Annotated in this window: 20 protein-coding genes and 1 pseudogene; 4 read left to right on the top strand and 17 right to left on the bottom strand. The window is 55.8% G+C overall.

The genetic code is table 11. The annotated features are described in order from the left end of the window. The first annotated feature begins 2 nt into the window (after positions 1 to 2). Positions 3 to 206 carry a hypothetical protein gene (locus EGO55_RS04040; protein WP_124916695.1) on the top strand — a complete coding sequence of 68 codons (204 nt, stop codon included), beginning with the start codon at positions 3 to 5 and terminating at the stop codon, positions 204 to 206. Between the two features lie 559 nt (positions 207 to 765). Here the strand turns inward: EGO55_RS04040 and EGO55_RS04035 are convergent. The 7 genes from EGO55_RS04035 to EGO55_RS04005 form a co-directional block, all read right to left on the bottom strand. Then, the gene (locus EGO55_RS04035) at positions 766 to 1,614 is read right to left on the bottom strand and encodes an enoyl-CoA hydratase-related protein (RefSeq protein WP_084620460.1); all 849 of its coding nucleotides are present in this window, start codon (positions 1,612 to 1,614) and stop codon (positions 766 to 768) included. 9 nt (positions 1,615 to 1,623) lie between these two features. Continuing rightward, positions 1,624 to 2,409 carry an SDR family NAD(P)-dependent oxidoreductase gene (locus EGO55_RS04030; protein WP_021691928.1) on the bottom strand — a complete coding sequence of 262 codons (786 nt, stop codon included), beginning with the start codon at positions 2,407 to 2,409 and terminating at the stop codon, positions 1,624 to 1,626. Next, positions 2,406 to 3,176 (bottom strand): enoyl-CoA hydratase family protein, encoded by a 771-nt coding sequence (locus EGO55_RS04025; RefSeq protein ID WP_021691927.1) that lies wholly within the window; start codon positions 3,174 to 3,176, stop codon positions 2,406 to 2,408. The genes EGO55_RS04030 and EGO55_RS04025 overlap by 4 nt, the downstream gene beginning before the upstream one ends. Positions 3,177 to 3,192: 16 nt before the next feature. Continuing rightward, complete coding sequence (locus tag EGO55_RS04020) at positions 3,193 to 3,978, bottom strand: SDR family oxidoreductase (protein WP_021691926.1); 786 nt, start codon at positions 3,976 to 3,978, stop codon at positions 3,193 to 3,195. Beyond that, complete coding sequence (locus tag EGO55_RS04015) at positions 3,975 to 5,054, bottom strand: NAD(P)H-dependent flavin oxidoreductase (RefSeq protein WP_021691925.1); 1,080 nt, start codon at positions 5,052 to 5,054, stop codon at positions 3,975 to 3,977. The genes EGO55_RS04020 and EGO55_RS04015 overlap by 4 nt, the downstream gene beginning before the upstream one ends. Further along, a complete protein-coding gene (locus EGO55_RS04010; protein ID WP_084620457.1) occupies positions 5,051 to 5,845 on the bottom strand; it encodes an SDR family NAD(P)-dependent oxidoreductase in 795 nt (264 codons plus the stop codon). Before EGO55_RS04010 ends, EGO55_RS04015 begins: the two co-directional genes overlap by 4 nt. 73 nt (positions 5,846 to 5,918) lie before the next feature. Further along, positions 5,919 to 6,656, bottom strand: coding sequence for an NAD(P)H-dependent oxidoreductase (locus tag EGO55_RS04005; RefSeq protein WP_021691923.1), 738 nt, complete (start codon positions 6,654 to 6,656; stop codon positions 5,919 to 5,921). Positions 6,657 to 7,003: 347 nt separating this feature from the next. Here EGO55_RS04005 and EGO55_RS04000 point away from each other — a divergent pair, with 347 nt between their 5' ends. Then, a complete protein-coding gene (locus EGO55_RS04000; protein WP_021691922.1) occupies positions 7,004 to 7,477 on the top strand; it encodes a MarR family winged helix-turn-helix transcriptional regulator in 474 nt (157 codons plus the stop codon). 301 nt (positions 7,478 to 7,778) lie between these two features. Here the strand turns inward: EGO55_RS04000 and EGO55_RS03995 are convergent, their stop codons facing one another. The 4 genes from EGO55_RS03995 to EGO55_RS03980 form a co-directional block, all read right to left on the bottom strand. Next, entirely contained in the window at positions 7,779 to 8,801 is a 1,023-nt protein-coding gene (locus EGO55_RS03995) for an IS110 family RNA-guided transposase (RefSeq protein ID WP_021692042.1), read from the bottom strand. 142 nt (positions 8,802 to 8,943) lie between these two features. After that, entirely contained in the window at positions 8,944 to 9,651 is a 708-nt protein-coding gene (locus tag EGO55_RS03990; protein ID WP_021692053.1) for an IS6 family transposase, read from the bottom strand. Positions 9,652 to 10,301: 650 nt separating this feature from the next. Then, positions 10,302 to 10,823 (bottom strand): hypothetical protein, encoded by a 522-nt coding sequence (locus tag EGO55_RS03985; protein WP_124916693.1) that lies wholly within the window; start codon positions 10,821 to 10,823, stop codon positions 10,302 to 10,304. A 95-nt stretch (positions 10,824 to 10,918) separates the two neighbouring features. Continuing rightward, positions 10,919 to 11,626: an IS6 family transposase gene (locus tag EGO55_RS03980; RefSeq protein ID WP_040717731.1), complete on the bottom strand. Its 708-nt coding sequence runs from the start codon at positions 11,624 to 11,626 to the stop codon at positions 10,919 to 10,921. Between the two features lie 509 nt (positions 11,627 to 12,135). On the opposite strand from EGO55_RS03980, the gene EGO55_RS03975 reads away from it, so the two are divergent. Next, a protein-coding gene (locus tag EGO55_RS03975) for an IS3 family transposase (protein WP_201798926.1) occupies positions 12,136 to 13,262 on the top strand; the annotation gives its coding sequence in 2 pieces (ribosomal slippage) (positions 12,136 to 12,367 and positions 12,367 to 13,262; 1,128 coding nt in all). Positions 13,263 to 13,313: 51 nt separating this feature from the next. Here the strand turns inward: EGO55_RS03975 and EGO55_RS03970 are convergent. From EGO55_RS03970 to EGO55_RS20895, 4 genes are all read right to left on the bottom strand, one after another. Further along, on the bottom strand, positions 13,314 to 15,584 hold the full coding sequence (locus EGO55_RS03970) for an arylsulfatase (RefSeq protein ID WP_210766637.1): 2,271 nt from the start codon (positions 15,582 to 15,584) through the stop codon (positions 13,314 to 13,316). A 131-nt stretch (positions 15,585 to 15,715) separates the two neighbouring features. Then, positions 15,716 to 18,004, bottom strand: coding sequence for an arylsulfatase (locus EGO55_RS03965; RefSeq protein WP_124916692.1), 2,289 nt, complete (start codon positions 18,002 to 18,004; stop codon positions 15,716 to 15,718). 163 nt (positions 18,005 to 18,167) lie between these two features. After that, positions 18,168 to 19,424 carry a TonB-dependent receptor domain-containing protein gene (locus EGO55_RS20900; protein WP_210766636.1) on the bottom strand — a complete coding sequence of 419 codons (1,257 nt, stop codon included), beginning with the start codon at positions 19,422 to 19,424 and terminating at the stop codon, positions 18,168 to 18,170. Continuing rightward, positions 19,421 to 20,692, bottom strand: a complete 1,272-nt coding sequence (locus tag EGO55_RS20895; RefSeq protein ID WP_210766635.1) for a TonB-dependent receptor — start codon at positions 20,690 to 20,692, stop codon at positions 19,421 to 19,423. Before EGO55_RS20895 ends, EGO55_RS20900 begins: the two co-directional genes overlap by 4 nt. 367 nt (positions 20,693 to 21,059) lie before the next feature. On the opposite strand from EGO55_RS20895, the gene EGO55_RS03955 reads away from it, so the two are divergent. Further along, positions 21,060 to 21,791 (top strand): TetR/AcrR family transcriptional regulator, encoded by a 732-nt coding sequence (locus tag EGO55_RS03955; protein ID WP_124916691.1) that lies wholly within the window; start codon positions 21,060 to 21,062, stop codon positions 21,789 to 21,791. 146 nt (positions 21,792 to 21,937) lie between these two features. On the opposite strand, the pseudogene EGO55_RS03950 reads toward EGO55_RS03955, so the two are convergent. Both EGO55_RS03950 and EGO55_RS03945 read right to left on the bottom strand, forming a co-directional pair. Beyond that, positions 21,938 to 22,057, bottom strand: a pseudogene (locus EGO55_RS03950) (IS5/IS1182 family transposase); the annotation flags it as partial. 155 nt (positions 22,058 to 22,212) lie between these two features. Beyond that, positions 22,213 to 23,301 (bottom strand): IS5/IS1182 family transposase, encoded by a 1,089-nt coding sequence (locus EGO55_RS03945; RefSeq protein WP_021691883.1) that lies wholly within the window; start codon positions 23,299 to 23,301, stop codon positions 22,213 to 22,215. Positions 23,302 to 23,303 lie beyond the last annotated feature (2 nt).

The following is a 23,303-nucleotide window of genomic DNA, read 5'->3' as shown; positions in this document are numbered from 1 at the left end:
CGGTGGGCGAGGACGGTAGCCGCCCGCTGGATGGCGTAGTCCGCACTCCTGAAGGCGTTGCCAATGCCTATCGCGAATTCGTCGCGGGCGGCTGGCCGCGCTTTCGGGTGATCCGACACATGGTGGGCAGGGCTGTTCTTCATCCTTCAGCTCTACCTGGGCGAGATGTGTCCACCGCCAACGCGTTCTTCACCCTGTTCCTCTAGGCCTCACTCGTGGTGAGTGGGCGGGGGCGAGGGCGCTGACGGAAAGCGAATCCGGCACCGATCTCACTTCGCTCAAGATCAGCGCCAACGCTCACCACCACGGCTCTTTACCATCGCAGCTTGCAGTGGTTTGAAGCCTGCCCCTGACGGTCAGCTTCGAGGGGCCTACCCTCATCTTTCGTGCAGCTCGGCACCCACATCAAATGCAGGAGCCTCGCAGCACACTCTCGTCGAGATGCCATTTCCCGTGACGGAAGCCCCCATTCGCGAAACGCGCTGACATCGAATGTTTGCTGCGAAGAACCGGCCAAATCGGCTCCACCACAGCCGCACGATCTCATAGCAAATGTCCACGCCGCGCTCGAACAACAGCTATTCGATGTTCTGTAGCGACAGAGAAAAGCCGATCTACATCATCACCACGAGACGGATTACCTGGGGCAATGAGTGAAAGTACCGAAATGGATTGGGCGCTTTGCTCATTCGCTTAGGTAAACCGCGCGGCGAGCGCAGGATCATCCTGCTGACACCACCATCCTGACAGATTCCTCAAAATCAATTATTTTCTGAGGTCGGCCGCCGCTCTGGTCACGAACAGCTCTGTCGTTGCAGCATGTTCAAGCCGATAACTGGATTCAAGATCCATGAGCTCAATCCCGTTGAGCGAAGCCTTGCCAACGCGAATGGCCTCAACTGGGAACTCTGCAATCTCACGCGCGAGTGCAAAGGCGGCATCGCGAAGATCAGCGCGAGGGAGGACAGCCTCGATCTGTCCGCCAGCCGCGATCTCGGCCGCGCTTAGCGTACGGCCCGTAAACATCACCGCACGGATTCTCAGCGGGCCCAGCAGCCTCATCAGGAAGGTGCCCGCACCCCACCCACCTTTCTTGATTTGCGGAAGGGAAAAGCTGCTGGTTTCTGACAGAAAGATAACATCGCAAGACGCCGCGAGCACGATACCGCCCCCGATGCAATGGCCATCCACGGCCGCAACGACCGGCAATTCGCAATGATGGCATGCCCGCGCAAGCCGCAGCCAAGCCCGGTTCGATGCACCAATCAAGGACGGGTCACCCCCGATCTCCTTGATGTCCGCCCCAGCACAGAAACTATTGCCCTCGTTGCGTAGCACAATCGCACCAATTTCCGTCGACCTGCCAAGCCGTTCGATATGCTCGGCAAGAACCAATACGGCCTCAATCGACAGGGCATTCGCCTTGTTGGCGGCGATCGTGATCTCCGCCACGCGATCAGCGATCACTGTTGGAAACCTGCTATCCGCATGAATTGGCATAAGGCGCTTATCCTCCAGGATGATCGGTGAAATATCCTGCCCCTTTTGGCAGGTGAAACGACATGACTTCAGGGTGATCCAGCGCGTCCAACTGCAAACAGCCGCTCGCCCCATAACGCATTTTCAACCAAGCAAGCGTGGCTTCCCGGTGGTGACGCCCCCGTCGACAGCGAAGTCGCCGCCGGTGATGAAGGACGCTGCATTGGATGCGAGAAACAAGATCATTTCAGCGACCTCGGAGGGATCAGCCATGCGCCCCAAGGGATAACCTTTGTAGGCACGGTCATAATCCTCAGCCGTCCAACCTGGCCGCTCGGTCATCTTGGTCTTGGTCGGCCCTGGGATTACGGCATTCACCCGGATGCCCAGCGGGCCGAGCTCAAGCGCAGCCGATTTGGTAAGGCCACGCACTCCGAACTTGGACGATGCATAGGCTGTAAAGCCTTCTCGCCCTTCCAGACCCTGTACCGAGGACAAATTGACGATGGAGCCGCCACCTGCGCGCACCATCGCTTCCTGACCATATTTTACGCCAAGAAAGGTCCCTACCAAATTGACGTCGATCACCTTGCGGAATGTCTCGGAGGTCATTTCTCGCAGCGGCTGAACTCGAATGATGCCAGCATTGTTCACCAGGATGTCGAGCTTTCCGAACGCAGCCTCCGCCTGAGCGACACCTTTCTGCCAGTCTTCCTCGTTGCCAATGTCCAGCGTGATCGCGATCGCACATCCGGGGCGCTGCGCATTCAATTCTGCGGCGAGGACCTCCCCTTCGTCCATACGCCGGTCAGCGATAACCACCCTGGCACCCCGTTCTGCAGCCAATCTGGCAGAGGCAGCGCCAATACCCCGCGCGGCACCGGTAATGAGGGCGACCTGTCCTTGCAGGCTCAAGGCTTCCGCGCTCATCGGGTGATGATCCGGGTGCCTTCAACGAAGGCATCGCGCGCCTTGCTGCCTTCACCCATCACATTGAGCTGGTACGTGTACCCCTGCTCCATGCGATAGTTGCCATGCATTTCAAAGACGTCGAGATGATTGAGCGCCGACTTGGCAAAGCGCACAACGTGCTGCTGCTTGGCAGCGATGTTACGGGCGATCTCCATCGCCTTTGCCAGCAATTCCTCAGGCTCGGTGAGATAAGCGATCGATCCCCAGGCGTGCAGCTCGGCAGCCGTTGCCGGACGGCAGGTCAGCGACATCTCGCGCAGCTTCATCGGCGCGACAAGCTTGGCGAGATGGGACGCACACCCCAGCGCTCCATTGTCGACCTCGGGCAGACCAAACTTGGCATTTTTCGAAGCGACGATGAGATCGCAGCTTGCAACCAGGCCCACACCCAGCCCCATGCAATGCCCGTTGACCGCCGCAATTACCGGTTGTGGTGTCAGGTAGATGCGATTGAACGCCTCGTAGCAAGCCTCACCCGAACCGACCACGAACTCCATCTCCTTAGCGCGGTCTCCCTTGCTGCCTTGCATCTCCTTGATGTCGATACCCGCATTGAAGCCGCGCCCCTCGCTCGTCAGGATAATGACCTTCACATCCTCGCGCTGACCCAATTCCTGAAAGTGCCGATCGACAGACCAGGTATCGCTAACCGTGATCGCGTTCACCGGCGGATTGCACATGGTCACAACAGCGATGCCTTCGGTTACGTTCAGGGTCACACTCATCTCGGTTCCTTCAAGGTCAGGGGTGGCGGCAACTCACCGACAGGGCTTCGCCTGTCATGTAGCTGGAATAATCGGATGCCAGCATGGCGATCCCATTGGCGATTTCCCAGGTTTCCGCGGCACGGCCGAAAGCTTCGTTGCGTTCGATCAGGTCAGCGAGGAAATCCGGATCGGTCACCTTCACAAGGTTCGGATGGAGCGCCAAGCTCGGCACCACTGCGTTGATACGCACGTTATCGCGGGCGACTTCCATCGCCGCGCAGCGGGTCATTGCCAGGATACCCGCCTTCGTTGCGGCATAAGCCGTCTGCAACGCCTCGGCGCGCCAGGCAACAATGCTGCCCAGGTTAATAACGACACCGCCCTTCTGTGCCATCATGACGGGCAACACCGCACGCATGCAACGGAAGGTGCCGGTAAGATTAACGTCCAGAATACGTGACCACTGCTCATCGGTCATATCGACCAAGCGATAGCTACCGCCCAATCCGGCGTTGTTGACCATGATATCGATGCGCCCCATCTCCGCTTGCGCATACGCTACGAGATTCCGCACCTGGGCTTCGTCAGTGACATTGCACAGCTTGCGCAACACGGGCTGTCCAATCCGTTCAGCGAGGCGGTCGGCATACTGATGCAGGCGCCCCTCATGCATATCGGAAATGAGGACCTGAGCCCCCTCATCAGCGCAAGTTTCAGCGGTCGAATACCCGATGCCGCTACCCGCCGCCGCTGTCACAATGACGGTTTTCCCTTTCAGCAAACCACGCGGTTCGGGGCGAGATGGCGGAGCGATCGTCATGCCTGGAGGCTTTCAAGCGTCATATTGGCTTCCCGAATAACGGAGAGGATAAGCTCTTCCACGGAAGGGGCATCGGTAATGAGCCCACTGACCTGTCCACCGGAAATGATGCCATGCTCGACCTCGCCATCAACCATCGTCTTGCGAAGCAACATAGGGGTGTTTGCCGCCATCACCGCCTGGCGTAGATTGTAATTATGCTGCCGCCGTGCGGCGAGGGCCTGACGCACCATATCGATCAGCGACATGCCGGTCGTCCGCTTGAGATTCACCGCGCTGGACATGGCGAGGAGCAAATCTCGAACTCCCCCACCGCCGGCAATCATGCGGTCAATAAAGGGTGTGCGCAGAACCCGATGGCTGTGACCATCAATGCGATCGGTCAGAACGGTATCCTCGGGCCGGGCTTCGAGATAAACCTGCTTCACCTGATCAGGGACAGGCGACTCCTTGGTGACGAGGAAGCGAGTCCCCATGGCCACTCCTTGCGCGCCATAAGCAAGCGCCGCGACCAAGCCACGTCCATCGCGAAAGCCACCGGCTGCAATGACCGGTACATTGATAGCCTCGATAACTTGGGGGATCAGAATGGATGTGGCTACACCGCCGGTATGCCCGCCAGCTTCGCTACCCTGGACGATCACCGCATCCGCACCCCAGCCAACCACTTTTTCGGCATGGCGCCTGGCCCCAATCGAAGGCACGCAGAGCAAGCCCGCATCCTTGAACGACTTTATCAGCTTCTCGGTCGGTGCCAGCGCGAAACTCGCCACCTTCACACCGCGATCGATCATCACCTTGGCCCGCTCGTAAACATCCGGCGCATCCGACCTGAGATTGACGCCAAAAGGCAGATCGGTCAGCGACAAAACCTGGTCGATCGCAGCCGTCATTTCTGTAAGATTCATGGTAGAGGCACCAACGATGCCCAGCCCACCAGCGCTAGACGTGGCCGCCGTCAACCGCGCATCGGCGACCCACCCCATCCCTGTCTGTACAACCGGGTAGTCAATCCCCGCCATCTCGCAAAAGGGCGTCCGCAGTGCCTTGTGCGGAACTAGGCGCACCGCGGTCATGACAGGAACCCGCCATCAACGATAAGGTCGGACGCAGTCACAAAGGAGGAAGCGTCGCTGGCAAGAAAGCGAACACAACGTGCAATCTCAAGCGGATCAGCCAGACGGCCCAGCAGATTCTGCGAAGCCATATCAGCGACGAATTTTTCCCGCCGCGCCTCATCCTTGGGCAAAATGAACTCGGTTGCGATCGAACCGGGCGTCAACATGTTTACGCGAATGCCATCGCCCGCCCATTCACGCGCGAGTGTCATGCTGAAATTGCGCACCGCCGCCTTGGTGGCACAATAGACCCCGATTCCCTCAACCGGGCGATGGGCTCCCGCCGCCCCCAGGAACACCACCGATGCCCGGCCACTTTCCTTGAGCAAAGATTGCAAGGCACGCGTCAAGAAAAAGGCGGAGCGCGTGTTCACTCTGAACAATAGGTCAAACTCGTCCGGTTCCACCCGGCTGACAAAATGGGGTTTCAGAATCGCCGCATTGTTTACCAGAATGTCGAGCCGCACCGTCTGCTCCGCCATCGCGGCGACCAAACAGCGATAGCCCTCGCCGTCCGCTGCATCATATGCCAATCCGACGAGATTGCCGCCAACTTCACCAGCAATTTCGCGGGCAACTCGCTGCGCTTCACCCCCGTCTCGCCCCGTCAAGAACACGCTCGCACCAGCCGCCGCAAAATCCCTTGCGATGGCCCGGCCAGTGCCGCGAGTGCCTCCGGTTACCAGAGCGATCCGGCCATCAAGGCGAAAAGGGCCTCCCACAAGATCAGACTTACTCCCCCCAGCCATGCGCAATCACCCTACGATCCAGATCGATTCGACAAATTAAATGATATATACAATATTTTGTATCGTCAATTATTCAGGTGAACGAGGAATCCTGATCGCTTGAAGAAGAGGCCGCAAGGGGTCGAAAACGGTTGTCGAACCCGGAAAGGGAAGGCATCGGCAAAATCGGCAAGCGATCTAAATCCGCCACATGCTCGCGCAACTGCACCAGCATGACCGCACGCGCTTCCTCATCAACATAGGGCGCATGATAAGCCAAGAAGGGCGCGACCACATCGTAGCCAACCACGCCCAGGGTCCCCTGAAAAATGTGCCGCAACATACCGTCGGCCATTGGGCCATGCAGCGAATCCAGGCCAAACATGTGTTCACGCCCCCCCAGGCTGGCGACAACCAAGGCCTTCTTTCCCGCCATTCCGCCCCGGTCATACATATCGCGCCCACTATAAAAGGGGCCTGCAAGCAGCACCCGATCAACCCATCCCTTCATCATGGCCGGCATGCTGAACCAGTAGATGGGAAAGGTCAGAACCAACAGATCGGCTGCAAGCACACGCTCAACCTCCTCCATGATATCATCGCTCAGCGTGCGATCCTTCCAACCGCGCCGCTGCTCTTTTGTAAAGGCCACTGGCACTTCAACCGGATGCATGAAATCCTTCTTTGAGATCAAGGGATTGAAGTTCATCGCATAAAGATCAGAAACGCTCACCTCATAACCATGTGCCCCGAGCCCCTCCACCACGACGTCTCGCATCGCGGCGGTAAACGATCCCCCTTCAGGGTGCGCATGAACGATATGAGCCTTCACTTTAGCCTCCTAGAGTCAGGCGAGATGCGTTTGATGGGAATTCAAATTCATTGTTAAATTCAAATATTGCCATAAGCATATATTTGCAATAGACAATGAACCCGAAATCGGTTGGGGCATATCATGGCGGACGACTGGCCGAGCCCACCTTTGGCGGAGGCAACATGCCTGACACCTTCATCATCGATGTAGCGCACCTCGTCCGACGAGCGCATGGATCGGCAACCGGGATATCGATGGCATCTTCACGCCTGCGCCATCGGGCCTCATGAAAAACATCAAGATGATTGCCATCCGTCACGCCGCGCGCCATGACGCCATGCTATCGAAAATGGAGCTACCCCCCTGTGACCTCGACCAGACGGCCCCAGCCCCGAGATGTCTTTTCATTTGAAGACTACGACAACGTCATCGGCTTCGCGATCAGCCAAGCCGCTGACGTCTTGGCACGCCGCTTGGCCGCCACTATCGACCAAAACGGCATCTCCATCACACCTCGTGAATTTGCGATCATCAATCGGCTCCATCAGTTTGGCTCACTCACGCTGGGCCAAATCGCGAACCATACTTATCGAGATTCCGCAGCCACCAGCCGGCTGGTAGATAGTTTGCGCAAGAAAGGTATGGTTGCCCGTAAGGTCGACACAAACGACCGCCGGGTCACCAACATAACTTTGACCGCAAAAGGCCAGAGTGTGCGGGAGATCATCGTCCCACAAGTCTCGGAAATGCTGCGCGATGTATTCTCAGGCACCACCTCAGAGGACCTTCTGGCCACACTGAACGTCATGAAGACCATCTCGGACAATGCAGCCCGATAGCTGAGTGCTCTGAGCGGTGCTGTCATCTGTGGATGGCCCCTGTGCTGCAAGGGGTAAAATAGGTTTGATGATTTAATCTGACAGGGTGCGGTCATCTGTCCGGCCTGTTGGTGCGGCATGTATAGACCGCTGGCCCTGATGCTGTCCGCTGGTCGGGTCCCATTCAGTCGGACGAGCTCGTGGCTCCGACAGCACCTCGGGTTGTCCTGACCTTTGCGGCCGCGTTCAGATCGTTATCATCATTCCTGTTGGCACCCTCACAGTTCAAAGCGGTGCATAATAATCGGCACCGCTATTATTCTCAGGCCAAAGCCTTTGCCTGATAGACTTCGCCGCGCGCCAGAACGGCCCAGACAATTCGGGCAGTCTTGTTGGCCATGGCCACGGTAACAAGCCGGGTGGGCTTGCGTTCGAGCAGGCCGCAAACCCAATTGCTCGCGGCACTATCAGCAGTCCTTGCCCTGCGAACCACGGATGTCGCACCAACAACAAGCAACTTTCGCAGATAACGGTCCCCCATCTTCGAGATCCGTCCCAATCGATCTTTACCGCCAGATGAGTTCTGGCGCGGAACCAGACCGAGTGAGGCAGAGAACTCCCGGCCGGACCGAAACTGGGCAGGATCGGTTACAGAGGCAGCCAGAGCGGTAGCGCTGATAACCCCGATCCCCGGAATAGTCGCCAGCCTCTGACTGGCCTGATCCTGACGATGCCAGACAAGCAAACGACGGTTGAGCCTCTGTATCTGCATATCCAGAGTTTCCAGTTGCTCCGCCAGCAGGATCATGGCGTTTTTTGCCATCTCGGGTAAAACCGCCTGATCGGCTAGCCTGACCCGTTTCATCAGCTCACTCACATTGCGCACACCTTGGGCTGCAATCAGCCCAAACTCTGCGCAGTGACCGCGAATGGCATTGATCAGCATGGTACGTTGACGAACCAGGAGTTCGCGTGAACGATGCAGCACGAGGACAGCCTGACGCTCGGCACTTTTTACCGGGACGAACCGCATCATGGGACGCTGCACCGCTTCACAGATCGCCTCTGCATCTGCCGCATCATTCTTCTGGCGCCGTAGATAGGCCTTCACATAAGCAGGCGGCATAAGCCGCACCTGATGTCCCAGGGCAGAAATCTCACGGGCCCAGTAATGAGACGTGGCGCAAGCTTCGATGCCCACAAGGCAGGGCGGGATCTTCGCCAAAGCGCCCAGAAGCGCTGTCCGGCGTAACTTCTTACGCCAGACAACATCGCCATTGGCATCAACAGCATGCAGTTGGAAAACAGACTTCGCCAGATCAAGGCCGATAGTGGTAATCTCCATGGTGGATGGTCCTTTGCATGGGGTGCTTCAACAACAGCCCACAATACGACTCACATCGGTCGGACACAGGGGCCATCCACCTCATCAGTCGGTTGCGAACTGCTCTCCGTTTGGCAAAGTGGGCCCAGGCCCGAGCTGAGACTCATCCCATAAGCGATTGCCACTCGGCGAGAGCTGCCGAGCGGCGAAGTTTGAATGTCTGTCTGTCGACGAGGTGACGTTCCGAGTTGAAATGATTGGTGAGAGAAGCGTGAACGGTGGCGAATTTCTGCAGTGATTTCATTTGCCGAAATCGCTGCATGGCACGTTCTCTTCGTCGGAAGGGCAGGTGCGAGTTTTCAGCGCGATTGTTGAGGTAGCGGCCCATCTCGCGGCGCTCGAGATTGCCCAGATCCTTCATCGCAGCAGGATAGGAACGAAGGCCGTCGGTGACGATCTTGTCAGCCTGGCCGTGACGCTTCAGTGCTTTCTTCATAAAGCGCAAAGCCGCAGCTTTATCCCGTTTCTTCGTGACGTAGCTTTCGAGAACTTCGCCCTCATGATCAACGGCGCGCCACAAATAAACCATCTCGCCGTTCAGCCGGACGTACATCTCGTCAAGGTGCCAACGCCAGTGCCGAAAACCACGCATTCGTTGCACACGCTGGCGGCGGATGTCGGCTGCAAAGAGGGGACCAAATCTATTCCACCAAAGGCGCACGGTCTCATGGCAAAGATCGATCCCTCTCTCGAAAAGCAGATCTTCGACATTCCGCAGCGACAGGGGAAACCTGACGTACATCATCACCACGAGGCGGATGACCTCAGGCGATGAGTGAAAGTACCGGAACGGATTTGGCGTCTTGCTCATCCGCCTAGGTTAACGGCGCGGGGAGGGCGGGGCCATCCTTTTGACACCACCGGCGGCGCACACCACCGCAACTTAGATTAATGTAAGTTTGAGTGGTTGCGCTACAATGGTTGTCGCGACGGAGCGGTACTCCCTCAAGCAGCGCAACGCCACGACGGGTCGTGTATTAGCGGCCTGTAACTAAGTTGCAACATGGCTGGGTGGACTTTCAAACCCGCTGACCGATCTTGCGAATGCGAAGTCGATGCGGATTAAGGCTCGGGTGCGGGGGATACGGTGAGGGGGCAACCTTTCGGCTAGCCCTTCCTGTTCAAATCAGCGATCAAAATCGCGATCCAAAGCGTAGACAACTGCGGAACCGTACATTTGTGCGCGCAGGGTATCCCCCGCAGCCACCGGAACGATCCGCACGCGTACAACCAATGAAAATGCCGCACCAATGACAGGTGGATCGAACGGTTGAAGTGATGAACGCCTTACCCCGCAACGCCTCATTCTGTCAGCCGGTGCGTTTGCTTTGGCACCACCGTTTTGGCGTCTTATTCATCCACATGCACCAACGGCGCGGGGAGGATGGGACCATCCTTTTGAGAGCCCCCTTGTCTCGCACTGCCGCACCTTGCCGGCAAGTGCATCCATCTTGGCATTGCCTATGAACCCGGCAGAACTTCCAACTTGCGGATATCTCCGGTAAAGCGGCCTTGCAACGTGTACTCATCGGTCACGGGCGTGCTGGAATCAAAACCGACGTCGAAAGTGTCGCTCAATTCCGTTGTCATCACAATCGGCTGTTCGATCCGCCCGCTGCCGACCACACGATCGTTGATACTGATCGTCATCGTCCCCCCCTTGCCCGGGCCACCATCAGACACGAATGCATAGCGAACATTGGATGCGCCCGACGGGACGGCTTCGCCGCCCGCCACCCGGTAAATCCGGCTGGCCTGCGTCGATCCAGCCATCACGACAATCGGATAGCCATCCCTAAGGAAGAAACTCCAGCCTGCAAAATGCCCACCCAGCGCCGCCAAAACGCCATTGGCGGGCGCATGTCCGCTGTCGATATCCGCCGTGATTGCAAAACTGCCAGTCAGGCGTGAGGCGTGGTCTCCCGGGATGGAAATGCCCTTGCCCCAATAGACATAGCTGCTGCGCGGTTTGGCAGCGCGCATGACTGCAGCAGAGCGTTTATCGACCTGATCGGTGCTGTCAGTCCGTTGCGAACTGCTCTCCGTTTGGCAAAGTGGGCCCAGGCCCGAGCTGAGACTCATCCCATAAGCGATTGCCACTCGGCGAGAGCTGCCGAGCGGCGAAGCTTGAATGTCTGTCTGTCGACGAGGTGGCGTTCCGAGTTGAAGTGGTTGTGAAAGGAAGCGTGGACCGCGGCGAATTTTTGTAGCGATTTCATCTGCCGGAATCGTTGCATGGCACGTTCTCTTCGCCGGAAGGGCAAGTGTGAATTTTCAACCCTGTTGTTGAGGTAGCGGCCCACCTCGCGGCACTCGAGATTGCCCAGGTCCTTCATCGCAGCAGGATAACAACGCAGCCCGTCGGTAACGATCTTGTCAGTCTGACCGTGACGCTTCAGTGTTTTCTTCATGAAGCGCAAAGCCGCAGCTTTATCCCGTTTCTTCGTGACGTAGCTTTCGAGAACTTCACCTTCGTGGTCAACGGCGCGCCAGAGATACACCATCTCACCGTTCAGCCGGACGTACATCTCGTCAAGGTGCCAGCGCCAGTGCGGAAAACCACGCATTCGTTGCACACGCTGGCGGCGAATGTCGGCTGCAAAGAGAGGGCCAAATCTATTCCACCACAGGCGGACCGTCTCATGGCAAAGATCGATCCCTCTCTCAAAAAGCAGGTCTTCGACATTGCGCAGCGACAACGGAAACCTGACGTACATCATCACCACGAGGCGGATCACCTCAGGCGATGAGTGAAAATATCTGAACGGATTTCGCGTCTTGCTCATCCGCCTAGGTTAACGGCGCGGGGAGGGCAGGGCCATCCTTTTGACACCACCGGGAACCAATATTCATGAGCAAGTTGCAAGGGCATAGCGCGATCATTTTTGGGGCAGCGACCGGCGTCGGGGCCGCCACCGCCACCGCGATGCGTCTGGCTTGTAAGCGCGCAAAAGTGTGCCTGGGCAATATCTTTTTGACGGGCGCGCAATAGATTTCCGACTGGGGATGTCATTTGTGGATGGCCCCTGCGCTGCAAGGGGTAAAATAGGTTTGATGATTTAATCTGACAGGGTGCGGTCATCTGTCCAGCCTGTTGGTGCGGCATGTATAGACCGCTGGCCCTGATGCTGTCCGCTGGTCGGGTCCCATTCAGTCCGGCGAGCTCGTGGCTCCGACAGCTCCACGGGTTGTCCCGGTCCTTGCGGCCGCGTTCAGATCGTTATCATCATTGGACTTGTAACGGTTTTGTGCCGGTCACTTGAGGGTTTAAGGCTCGTTCAAGGAGACCGACGAGATGATCAAGCATAGTGAAGAGTTTAAGCAGGAGGCGGTGCGTATTGCGCTGACCAGCGGGTTGCCACGTGATCGGGTCGCGTCGGATTTGGGGATCGGCAAATCGACCCTGAACAAATGGGTTTCGCACTATCGCCCATCTGACCTGGTGACAGCGCCGCAGGCAGATCTTGCGCGGGAGAATGAACGGCCTCGCCTGGAGAACCGCGTACTGCGGGAGGAGAGGGAAGTGCTAAAAAAGGCAACTCAGTTCTTCGCGAGCCAAAAGCCGTGAGGTTCGCCTTTGTGCACAGCTGGCGACACCGTTGGCCGGTGGAGTTGATGTGTCGTGTCTTGCAGGTCAGCGAGCGCGGCTACCGTTCCTGGCGTTCGCGTCCGATCAGCCATCGGGAGCGGACGGACATGAAGGTGCTGGCCCATATCCGGGAGCAATATAGCCTGAGCCTTGGCAGCTATGGTCGTCCGAGAATGACGATGGAGCTGAAGGAGGTGGGGCTCGATGTCGGCGAGCGTCGTGTCGGACGGCTGATGCGGATCAACGCGATCAAGCCGGTCCGCACGCGCAGGCACAAGGTGACGACTGACAGCCATCATCGCCTGGGTGTCGCGGCGAACTGGCTGGACGGCGACTTTGCCGCCGATGCGCCCAACCGTAAATGGGCGGGCGACATCACCTATATCTGGACGTCGGAGGGCTGGCTCTACCTTGCCGTCATTCTCGATCTGCATAGTCGGCGTGTCGTGGGCTGGGCAGTCAGCGACAGGATGAAGAAGGACCTGGCGATCAGGGCGCTGGATATGGCGGTGCGCCTGCGCCAGCCTCCAGAGGGCTGCCTTTTCCACTCCGATCGCGGCAGCCAATATTGTTCTTACGACTATCAGAAAAAGCTGCAGGCCTATGGCCTGCGTCCATCGATGAACGGCAAGGGAAATTGTTACGATAATGCCTCCGTCGAGACGTTCTTCAAATCCCTGAAGGCGGAACTCATCTGGCGGCAGAGCTGGCCAACCCGGCGGCAAGCTGAAGCGGCCATTTTCCAGTACATCAACGGCTTCTACAATCCCCGGAGGCGCCATTCATATCTGGGCGGCATCAGTCCGCTCGCATTCGAAGCCAAGGTGGCATAATGAGATAGGTGACCGGCGCAAAACCGTTACAAGTCCAAAGAGGTACTTTTTTCATCGCTGTACATCCACGGTCACATTCTTGATGATCCCGTTAAATCTAACGTTCGCACCATAGTCATCCGACACTTGCGTACCCGAGTCATCACCGATCTCGAACGGTTCCTGTGCTTCATCAAAGCTGGCCAAACGATCAATGCGCCCCTTTGCCAATTCCACGCCGTCAACGCGAATGGCGAGCTCTCCCCCACGCTTTGCACCAGCTCCCGCATCAATCGCAAAGGTATACGTAATTTTCATCCGGCCTGGAGACAGCGGGCTTGTCGTTTTTACCTCGAAATAGTCGCGCTTTTGCTGCGATGCGCGGTGCACCGCAATCGGGCGGCCATCCTTTAGATAGAAGCCCCAACCGCCAAAATGTCCGCCAGAGGCAGCCAAAACCCCTTCTCCACCGTTGGCCGGAATTTCGACATCCGCAATGAGCGTAAACGAACGATCCCGTAGAGGCGGGGCTGATGCATCCGGTATCCGCACAGGCCCCCAATATGTGTAACTGTTACGCGCTGCCTTGTAAGGATTGTGACGCAAACGTGATAGCGTGCTGTCGTCGAGCGGATAAACAGAATTGGCCCTTGCCTGCTTCTCCCACAAAAGCTTCAGGCTCTCGAGCTTCTGAGGATATCGATCTGCAAGATTCTTCGCCTGCGCAAAATCCTGCTCGAGATTGTATAGCTCCCAAGGCCATTTGGTCAGGTCGCCCGGAGGCACTGTACTTTGCCACGGTAACCTTTGAGGCGTTGTCGCGGCCAACCACCCATCATGATATAGTGCGCGATTACCCATAAGTTCAAAGTATTGCGTATGACGGCGCTCCGGCACTTTTGCACTCTTGAAACTGTACGCAAAACTGATCCCGTCCATTCTCTGCTGAGGCACGCCATTGACCATATCAGGCGCAGGAACTCTGGCAGCCTCGAGGATGGTAGGCATAATGTCGGTGATATAGTGGAACTGGGTGCGTACTCCTCGCTGCCTGATACCGGCAGGCCATGACACCACCAAACCATTGCGGGTCCCCCCTAGGTGGGATGCAACACCCTTCATCCAGGGCAGTGGCGAGTTGAGCGCCCAAGTCCATCCAACCGGAAAGTGGCCGAGAGTCTTCTCGCTCCCTAGGACATCTAGTTGGGAATAGCGCCAGCTCCCATCTTCGCTGCCACGATCTACTATCGTCGCACCCGAGTTAGTACTCCCTTCGATACCGCCTTCGGGACTTGTGCCATTATCTCCTTCAATGAAGATGACGAGGGTATTATCCTCCAGTCCCATCCGCGAGATCTCGTCCAATACGCGGCCTATCTGCGCGTCCTGAAAGGCAATCATGCCAGCATAAACTTCCATCATGCGTGCCGCGACTTGTTTCCTCTCGGACGACAAGTCAGCCCATGCAGGGATACCTTCGGGTCGAGAGGTAACTTCAGTTGACGCAGGGATTAATTTTTCAGTCTTTTGGCGCGCAACCGTCTCAGCATGCAGGACATCCCAGCCTTGATCAAATTCCCCCGTAAATCTTTCAATCCATTCCTTGGGGGCCTGGTGAGGTGAATGCGCGGTGCCCGGCGCATAGTACATAAAAAATGGCTTATCGGGTGCAGCCGCTTTCTGTTCATGTAACCAGTTAATGGCATCGTCGGCCAGAAACCTATCGAGAACCGCATCGCCGCTACCCGTATCAGACACAACCACTCGACTTGTGCCACGCACGAGATTTGGGTGCCACTGGTTGGTTGCGCCGCCGATAAAACCATAGAAATATTCAAAACCAAGACCCGTTGGCCAATGGTCGAACGGTCCTGCCGCGGTTTCCTCCCACATCGGCACATTGTGGTGCTTACCAAACATAGAAGTGCTGTATCCGTTCTGCCGTAGCACTTCGGCAATTGTAGCGGCGCTTTTAGGAATGATAGAGGTATAGCCGGGATATCCCGTCGCCAAATCAGTTACTACCCCTGTACCGACCGCGTGTTGATTGCGCCCAGTCAACAATGCTGCCCGACTTGGGGAACACAAGGCAGTTGTGTGGAACCGGTTGTAAACCAACCCTTTTGCCGCAAGGCGATCGAGATTGGGCGTTGGCACCGGACCGCCAAACGTGCTGGCCACTCCAAAGCCCACGTCATCGGTCATGATCAAGACAACGTTTGGTGCTTCAGTCGGGGCATTTATGCGTTCGGGAAAAGATGGTGTCGATGCCGCCGCGCTTGGCGCGATTTTGCCTCCGAAGCGGCCAACAGGAAGAGGAAGCGTTCGCCGATCTTCCGTCACGATTTGTCCGACAGCGTTAGGAACCTGCCAAATGCTTGAAATTGCGCATACTACAAGAGCCGATAACGCAACTGCCCGTCCCATACCCCATCCTTCCTATTTATTTATCAATACTTAGCCGCCACGTACCGTCAGCGCCGTTTCACAATTATCTCAACCTTACGAATTTTGCCGTTGAAAGCATTCATGCCAACGTAGTCCGCCACAGGATCGCCAGTGTCTTGGCCAATGTCGAATGTTTCACCTAGACCAGCGGTAACTGTTAGTGTTCGCTCCATCCGCCCACACCCAGCAGGACGATCGTTCACTGAGATGCAGAGCTTGCCCCCGCGACCAATTCCACCACCATCATAATCAAAATCATACCTGACACGGGCTGCTCCCGGCGGCACAATAGTGTCCCCTACGATCTCGAATTGCTGGCCCGCATGACGCATAAAACTTTGATGAGCCACAGGCCGGCCTTGCTTTAAATAAAAGCTCCATCCTGCAAACCGGCCGCCCTGCGCGACGAGGACACCCGAGCCACCGGTTAACGGCACATCGATATCGGCGACGATACTAAACGACCGTGCACGGATCGGTGGAGCAACATCGTCAGTGACGCTAACATCTCCACCCCAATATACATAATTAGTGCGCTTTTCTCCCGTTGCCTTGGCCTCTTCTGCTCGATCATGAGATTCGCGGTCATCAAGCGGAAAGACCTTGTTGCGTGTTGCTTCTTCATCGAACAGCCCTTGCAACACTCTCAGTATATCCGGATAGCGCATGGCAACATCATGCGCCTGGCTAAAATCCTTCCGGAGATCGTAAAGCTCCCACTTGTAATCGAGGGGCGAACCGGCCGGATTACTCATTGTCCAAGGGAGCTTTTTTGGCGTCGTATTGGCAAACCACCCTTCGTGATATATGCCACGACTAGCCTGCATCTCGAAATATTGCGTCGTACGCCGATCCTCAGCGTTCGATGTGTTGAAGCTATAATTCAAGCTAATGCCGTCCATCGGCCGCTGCCGCACACCGTTGACAACTGTTGGCTGGCGCAGCCCCGCCGCTTCCAGAATGGTTGGAGCGATATCGCTGACATGATGAAATTGCGAACGTACACCTCCCACTCGCCGGATATGCTTTGGCCAGGCTATCACAAGTCCATTACGCGTACCGCCCAAATGGGATGCGATTTTCTTCATCCATTTAAACGGCGCATTCGTGGCCCATGCCCATCCAACAGGATAGATCCCGTAGCTGTTTGGCCCACCTAATTCATCAAGATGGGCCAGGACTTCAGAAGTCGATTCATTACCACCATTGGCAAACGTGCCAATCCAGTCCGAACTGCCCTTCAGGCCACCTTCCGCCGACCCGCCATTATCCCCCTCTATAAAGATGACCAGAGTGTTCTCCAGTTTCCCCATTCGCTGAAGTTCATCCACCAAACGCCCGAATTGCGCATCCTGGTAGGACAACATCGCTGCATAGACTTCCATCATACGGGCGGATACGCGTTTTTCATCAGACGTCAGAGAGGCCCACGCAGGAATTTCGGGAGGTCTCGCTGTCAACACTGACGTAGATGGGACAATTTGGGCCATTTTCTGGCGCGCAATGGTTTGCTTGCGGACTTTATCCCATCCTTGGTCAAATTGCCCGGCAAACTTATCTATCCACTCTTTGGGAGCTTGATGCGGTCCATGGGCTGTGCCCGGCGCTAGATATAGAAAGAACGGCTTGTTTGGTGCAGCTGCGTCCTGATTGTGCACCCAGCGTATGGCATCATTGACCAGCATTTGATCGAGAACTTGACCCGCAGGTGAGTCTACTCTGTCGGTGCCACGGTATAATACGGGTGAGAATTGGTCGGTTTCCGCCCGTATGAAGCCGTAGAAATACTCAAAGCCCAATCCCGTCGGCCACTGATCAAACGGGCCTGCCACTGAACCAGCACCGGGCTGAACATTATGGTGTTTGCCGAACATCGCGGTGTTATACCCATTCAATCGCAATATTTCGGCGATTGTGGCCGCGCTTTTGGACAAGGTGTTGGAGTAGCCAGGAAAACCAGTGGCCAGATCTGGCACCGAACCAGCACCGACCGCATGCGCGTTACGCCCAGTCAGCAAAGCTGCACGTGTTGCAGAACATACAGCTGTGGTATGAAAGCGATTATACTTGATGCCATGGGCCGCCAAGCGATCTAAATTCGGTGTTGGGATTGGACCGCCGAACGTTGATGCGGCACCGAAACCCACATCATCGGTCATAACCAACAGTACGTTTGGGGCCCCTTGCGGTGCTTTTACAGGATCCGAAAATGCCGGAACAGAGTCTTTGTATATAAGCCCGATCTTGCCCGTAAACGGTGCATCCGCCGTAGGCAAAATTATATCGGGTGCACTGGTGGGCAAGGGCTCTGCCATTACGGAATGAGCCAGGCCCCCAAAGAAAAGCAATGATGCCGTACCTACGACTCTAATAACCATGAGAAAACAGCACCTTTTTTATCTTACGTTCAGCTGCGTATCAGGAAAATGGGAGGATTCTTGAATTAAGAAACCTCCCGATGCCTTCAACCTGGAGCCTTTAATTTCCGAAGCTGTAACGCAGGCGGATGCCATACATGCGCGGCTCACCAAAAATCTGTGTTTGGTTGCCGATTGCGTTGTAAACGCCGCTGTTAGAAATGGCGTACTTCTTGTTCAGCAGATTTGTGCCGAACAAGCTCACATCCAGATCTGTGCCAAGAGCCTTCTTCCAGTCAAGAGAAGCACTGAGCAAACCATAGGCCGCGAGATCACTGCCCGGTTCCCAAGTTGCACTTCCATCCACAAACTTTTCCAATGCCGGGCCAGATTGATGGCGCTTGTCGGACCACGCATAGCTGACAAACAGACTGATATCGCCAACATCTTCTGAGGTTGGTAGCGCCAGACGACCATATATAGAGAAGATATTCGGTGCCATGTACTGCAGCGGAATGCAGGTCAAGTCCGGATTCATGGTCTTAAGATAACCATTTGCCGCAGTCGAATGGCAATCCCAGACAGCAGTGGCTGATTGATAGGTGAATGATTTGTATTTCGCATCAGTATAACTGTAATTTCCGCCGATTTCAAGAACGTCGAACGGCTTGAACATAGCCTCCACTTCTACACCGCTAATACGGGCCGCAGCCGTACTGAGCGTGGCCGCGCCCTGCTGGTTCGTGGTAGGGTTGAAGTCAGCAAGGCCGCGCTGGATCTTGCTGTAATCCATATTGAAGCCATTGACGTTCAGACGCACCGGACGTCCGACAATCTTGAAATCAGACTTGAAACCAGCCTCCCAATCGGTGACGAATTCGGGGCCGAACTGAGCATAGATCGAGTTAACGGCGAAAGCATTGAAGCCGCCAGCCTTATAACCTCGAGTAACCTTGGCATAAATTAGGAGGTTATCGATCGGCCTATAGTCCAGCCCAATAGTCCAGTTCGGCGCCTTGCTCTTCAGATGACCTTCATAACGGCACCCTCGATCAGCCCCTGAAGATACAAGGTTGCCTACATTCCCGCGACTGACTGTGCCTCCATCAAACAGACAGCGCACGTTATCTGCACCCGTTCCGGAATAAATCGCAGGGGTATAGCTGATGGTACTGCCGTCGATCTTGTCCCAAGTATAGCGATAGCCCGCGGTCAGGCGCAAACGGTCAAGTACGGGGCTAATCGCACCAAAATCGAGCGTTGCCTGGGCGAACAGGGCTTTAGATTCATTAGTCACGGCCGTTTCGCGGAAACCGGCGCATGCCAGGGCACCTGCCTCACCCGGCTTGCCGCACACACTGGTGAAATAGTCTTTCATCCTCCCCCGGGCTTCTGCTTCGAATAGAAACCGCCCAAGACATAGGTCAACTTACTGTCCAGCGCCTCACCTTGAAGCTGCAGCTCTTCGGTGAACTGTTTGTAGTAATCCTTCGGTGCGGTACGACTCAACGATGTCACACCGGTATTGTTGATGTTGGCAATAGAACCGTCCTGATCGGACGCGTAGAATGATTTGAGCGAGGCATAGCTGATGATATTACGCAGCTTCAGCCCGTCAGTAATGGCCACATCCGTGCTGTTGCTAATCCCCCAAGTTTCCACCTTGGAAAAGTCATCCATACCATGGGCAACTTTGCGAATACCGCGATCTTCCTGATCCGAGATCAATTTCTTGAGATCAGTGCAGTTGACGTCAGGACTGACGTAAGTACCGCAGAAATTGCCATAACCGGCAGCGGTAAAGCCATAAAGCCGGTTGTAGTTGAAGCTGATCGGCACAATGCCGGTGCCGTTGGTTTTCGAATAGCCATAGTAGGCCATAGTGTAGTTGCTAATGCTCGAGGTCGGATCGAACTGCATGCCGATACGACCCATGCGCCAGTGCTGGTTATCGCGATCCTTGTTCCACTGGATATCCTCGGTGTATCCGTCACGGTCACGCGAAGCCCCGACCACACGCACTTTCAGAGTGTCAGTTATAGGAACATTCAACACGCCCTCGAACTCGGTCATGTTGTAGTTGCCGTATGCACCCGAAAGGTGCCCTTCCAGACGATCGCTCGGCTTGGCAGCGGTTAGCAGGACTGCGCCGCCCGTGGTATTGCGACCAAACAGGGTGCCTTGCGCACCCGAAAGCACCTGAACACTCTGAAGGTCAACAAAGTTGCCGGGACCACCTTGCGAAGAAAGCGTGAACGCTGTCGGCAGCGGCACTTCGTTCATGTAAACAACGACACCGGGAGCCCCCTGAAACGAAGCGCCCTGCCCACGGATAGATGGCGACATCACATCGCGAGATGCCTGACCATTAGGCTGAATAACCAGCGAGGGAACCTGACTTTGCAACCCCTGAAGATCTGTAACACTGCGCTCACGTAGCCCATCAGGCGAAATGGCTGTGATCGCGATCGGTACGTCTTGCGATCGCTCCTCGCGGCGCTGCGCCGTGACAACAATTTCACTCAAACCGCTTAATGATGGATCCTCCACCGAACCCACGCCTTGCGCACTTACCGCTCCTGGAACGATGGCTCCAAGCGCGCCACCAACGTACAACGACAAACAAATATGTGACTTAATTCGCATACCTTCCCCCCTCATTGGAATCTAATCGACAGACGCGCGAACTGAATTGGGCATACAAAACGCCCCCATACTCGCGCTCAGCCGAAAATCTCGCGTATTTGCACAGGAGTCAATACAATTTATTCCACATGCCTTAATTTTAATTAAAGATACCACAGCCACACACAAGATTCATCCAAAATTAACTTATATAATTGAAATATATATGTTTTTTACGAACAAAATCTCTATGGGAAATTGCGATTCGGAAAGCCGTTTCAAAAATTAGGCGCAATACAAGCGACATGCTTATTTTTTAACCCTTGCCCATCAGCCCCGCATACGACTAAACTAAAATCCGTGCTTCAAATCTGGTGCCAGGCCCTAAATGACCCAACAAAACCTCAAGTCCGATTTGAACAAAAGCGCGGCCAGATCAAGCGCATCAAGGCGAAATCGGCTCTATAAAAATTCGGAAGAAACCAAGTTACGACTAATGCTCGCCACCGAAGAGATGGTTGGCAAGTCCGGCATAGGGGGCCTGTCAGCGAGGGAAATTGCGAAAACAGCGAATTTAAGAAACAACTCATCCGTTCAATATCATTTTGGAAATATGGATGGATTACTACAATCCATAGTTCAGCTGAGAATGGGGCAACTTGACGAACTAAGGAGCGATATCATCTTATCAAGCCCCACCCCACTAAATGAATGCAATCTCTATACACTTTTAAAATATTACGCGATTCCCAATCTTACACTGGCAAGGAAAGAGGGGAAAGGCGCAACATATCCAGCATTCATGTGCGAATACATTCCCTATAAATATCCTCTTTCAGGGGACGTCCTGTTCATGGCCCCACATTTTGCAGCCCCCCCAACCACATACCCGGCCCTAAATCAACTTATGGAACAGATTCTAGCGCGCCTATCGCACTTGCCTGTAGAGCTTGTGTTACGGCGCTTTACGAATGCAACACTGCTCTTTTTTCATGTACTACGGTCTATGTCTGTGGAGGATTTTCAAGATCATCACATGCTGGAAACGAGCCGAGTAACTAGCGATACACTGCTACAATGTATTGGCGTTCTCACCGCCTCGCTCTATCCACCTGAGTAATCGAAAACAGAGCCGGCCTGTAAGGAGGTGTCAAACGGTTGAGAAACTCTCTCCGTTTGAAATAATGCGCCCTACCCACGCTTGGCATCATCCCATGAGCAATTGCCACTCGGCCATTGCGACTGAGAGCCCGATTCATAAGCTTATTATGCGTAACAATACCTTGCAGTTCTGCGGGTGATCATTCGTATGCTGGCGATGGTCGCCCATGCAGTTGAGCTTTCGACGGATTGCTCCCAGTCTTTGGCGAGGGGGCGGCATCGCCCAGGCGCAGCCACTCGAGGCAATGGGAGCTGGGCACCTCCATCAACCCGGCGACCTGAGCGATTTTCCGCAGGCGGTGCTGGCGATGGCGTAAATGCTTGCCATCGTGGCGCGCATATTGCGTTTTTCATCCGATTTTCCTGATCTCCAGGCACAGCTACCCAATCGCTGCCCGTCGTTCGTGGAAGATCAGACGGTTCATGTTGTAAGCCAGATTGGCCAGTGTGATCTTGGCCTCGGCGCGCTTGATGCCGATGGTGCGAATGAACAGCGCCATCTTGGCTTTCTGCTGCGCGAACACGTGCTCGACCCGGGCGCGGACCTTTGACTTTGTAGCATTCCCGCGCCGGATGTGATCCGGCATGGGTTTGCCCCTGGGCTTCTTGCGATGGATACGACTGACCCGGCCCTGCGCTTTGAGCCACTTCTCGTTGGCCTGGCTGCGGTAGGCTGTATCGGCCCAGACGTCCGATGCGGTGTTGTCGCAAGTCACCACGTCCCGGAGCATCCGGCCATCGAAGCGGGCTCCATCGGTGACCTTGCCCTTGCGGATGAAGCCGAAGGCTCGGCAGATCGCGATGCTACTTTTGTAGCCGAAGCTGGGGATGGCGATGTCGATCTGCGGCCTGAAGCCCCCTTGGCCGTCCGCCGCTGGGCGGCCCTTGGCAAACTTGAGCGTCCAGCGCGCATCCGTGTCCTTTTGCGCTGCACGGGCGGGGTCATCGGGCCAGATCTCGGCGGCAGTCTTGCCATCCTTGATCGCCGCCTTTTCCGGCTCGGTGTTGCGCTGCTTGGGCGCGGCCACCAGTGTTGCATCGACAATCTGACCGCCCATAGCGAGGTAGCCCCGATCCTTGAGTTGGCGGTCGAAATCCATGAACAGCGTATCGAGCGCTCCCGCCTCGGTCAGCTTCTCGCGAAACAGGCGGATCGTGTTGGCATCCGGTGTCGCCGCACCAAGGTCGAAACCGAGGAAGCGCAGCCAGCTGAGGCGGTCGCGGATCAGGTATTCCATGCGCGCATCGCTAACATTGTTCTGCGCCGCCAGCACCAGCACCTTGAGCATTGCCACCGGATCATACGGCGGACGGCCGCCCTTCGCCCCGTCGCCATACGCCAGCGCCGCAATCAACGTTGGGCGAAACGTCTCGAAATCCACTACCTGGGCCAAAACCTCCAGCGGATCGCCATCGGCTGAAAGCCGCTTCAAATGATCCGATAACCCAAACAATCCAGCCTGACGCATCG

The sequence above is a fragment of the Caenibius tardaugens NBRC 16725 genome, from assembly GCF_003860345.1.
GTDB classification, from domain to species: domain Bacteria; phylum Pseudomonadota; class Alphaproteobacteria; order Sphingomonadales; family Sphingomonadaceae; genus Caenibius; species Caenibius tardaugens.
Note: the sequence above shows the minus strand (reverse complement) of the source record. Positions and strands in the feature narration are given on the sequence as shown.

Coding starts and splice junctions, on each gene's coding strand:
- EGO55_RS04035 (WP_084620460.1), bottom strand. CDS start 1,614: ATGGGGCGAGCGGCTGTTTGCAGTTGGACGCGCTGGATCACCCTGAAG.
- EGO55_RS04030 (WP_021691928.1), bottom strand. CDS start 2,409: ATGAGCGCGGAAGCCTTGAGCCTGCAAGGACAGGTCGCCCTCATTACC.
- EGO55_RS04025 (WP_021691927.1), bottom strand. CDS start 3,176: ATGAGTGTGACCCTGAACGTAACCGAAGGCATCGCTGTTGTGACCATG.
- EGO55_RS04020 (WP_021691926.1), bottom strand. CDS start 3,978: ATGACGATCGCTCCGCCATCTCGCCCCGAACCGCGTGGTTTGCTGAAA.
- EGO55_RS04015 (WP_021691925.1), bottom strand. CDS start 5,054: ATGACCGCGGTGCGCCTAGTTCCGCACAAGGCACTGCGGACGCCCTTT.
- EGO55_RS04010 (WP_084620457.1), bottom strand. CDS start 5,845: ATGGCTGGGGGGAGTAAGTCTGATCTTGTGGGAGGCCCTTTTCGCCTT.
- EGO55_RS03995 (WP_021692042.1), bottom strand. CDS start 8,801: ATGGAGATTACCACTATCGGCCTTGATCTGGCGAAGTCTGTTTTCCAA.
- EGO55_RS03990 (WP_021692053.1), bottom strand. CDS start 9,651: ATGAGCAAGACGCCAAATCCGTTCCGGTACTTTCACTCATCGCCTGAG.
- EGO55_RS03985 (WP_124916693.1), bottom strand. CDS start 10,823: ATGCGCGCTGCCAAACCGCGCAGCAGCTATGTCTATTGGGGCAAGGGC.
- EGO55_RS03980 (WP_040717731.1), bottom strand. CDS start 11,626: ATGAGCAAGACGCGAAATCCGTTCAGATATTTTCACTCATCGCCTGAG.
- EGO55_RS03965 (WP_124916692.1), bottom strand. CDS start 18,004: ATGGCAGAGCCCTTGCCCACCAGTGCACCCGATATAATTTTGCCTACG.
- EGO55_RS20900 (WP_210766636.1), bottom strand. CDS start 19,424: ATGAAAGACTATTTCACCAGTGTGTGCGGCAAGCCGGGTGAGGCAGGT.
- EGO55_RS20895 (WP_210766635.1), bottom strand. CDS start 20,692: ATGCGAATTAAGTCACATATTTGTTTGTCGTTGTACGTTGGTGGCGCG.
- EGO55_RS03955 (WP_124916691.1), top strand. CDS start 21,060: ATGACCCAACAAAACCTCAAGTCCGATTTGAACAAAAGCGCGGCCAGA.
- EGO55_RS03945 (WP_021691883.1), bottom strand. CDS start 23,301: ATGCGTCAGGCTGGATTGTTTGGGTTATCGGATCATTTGAAGCGGCTT.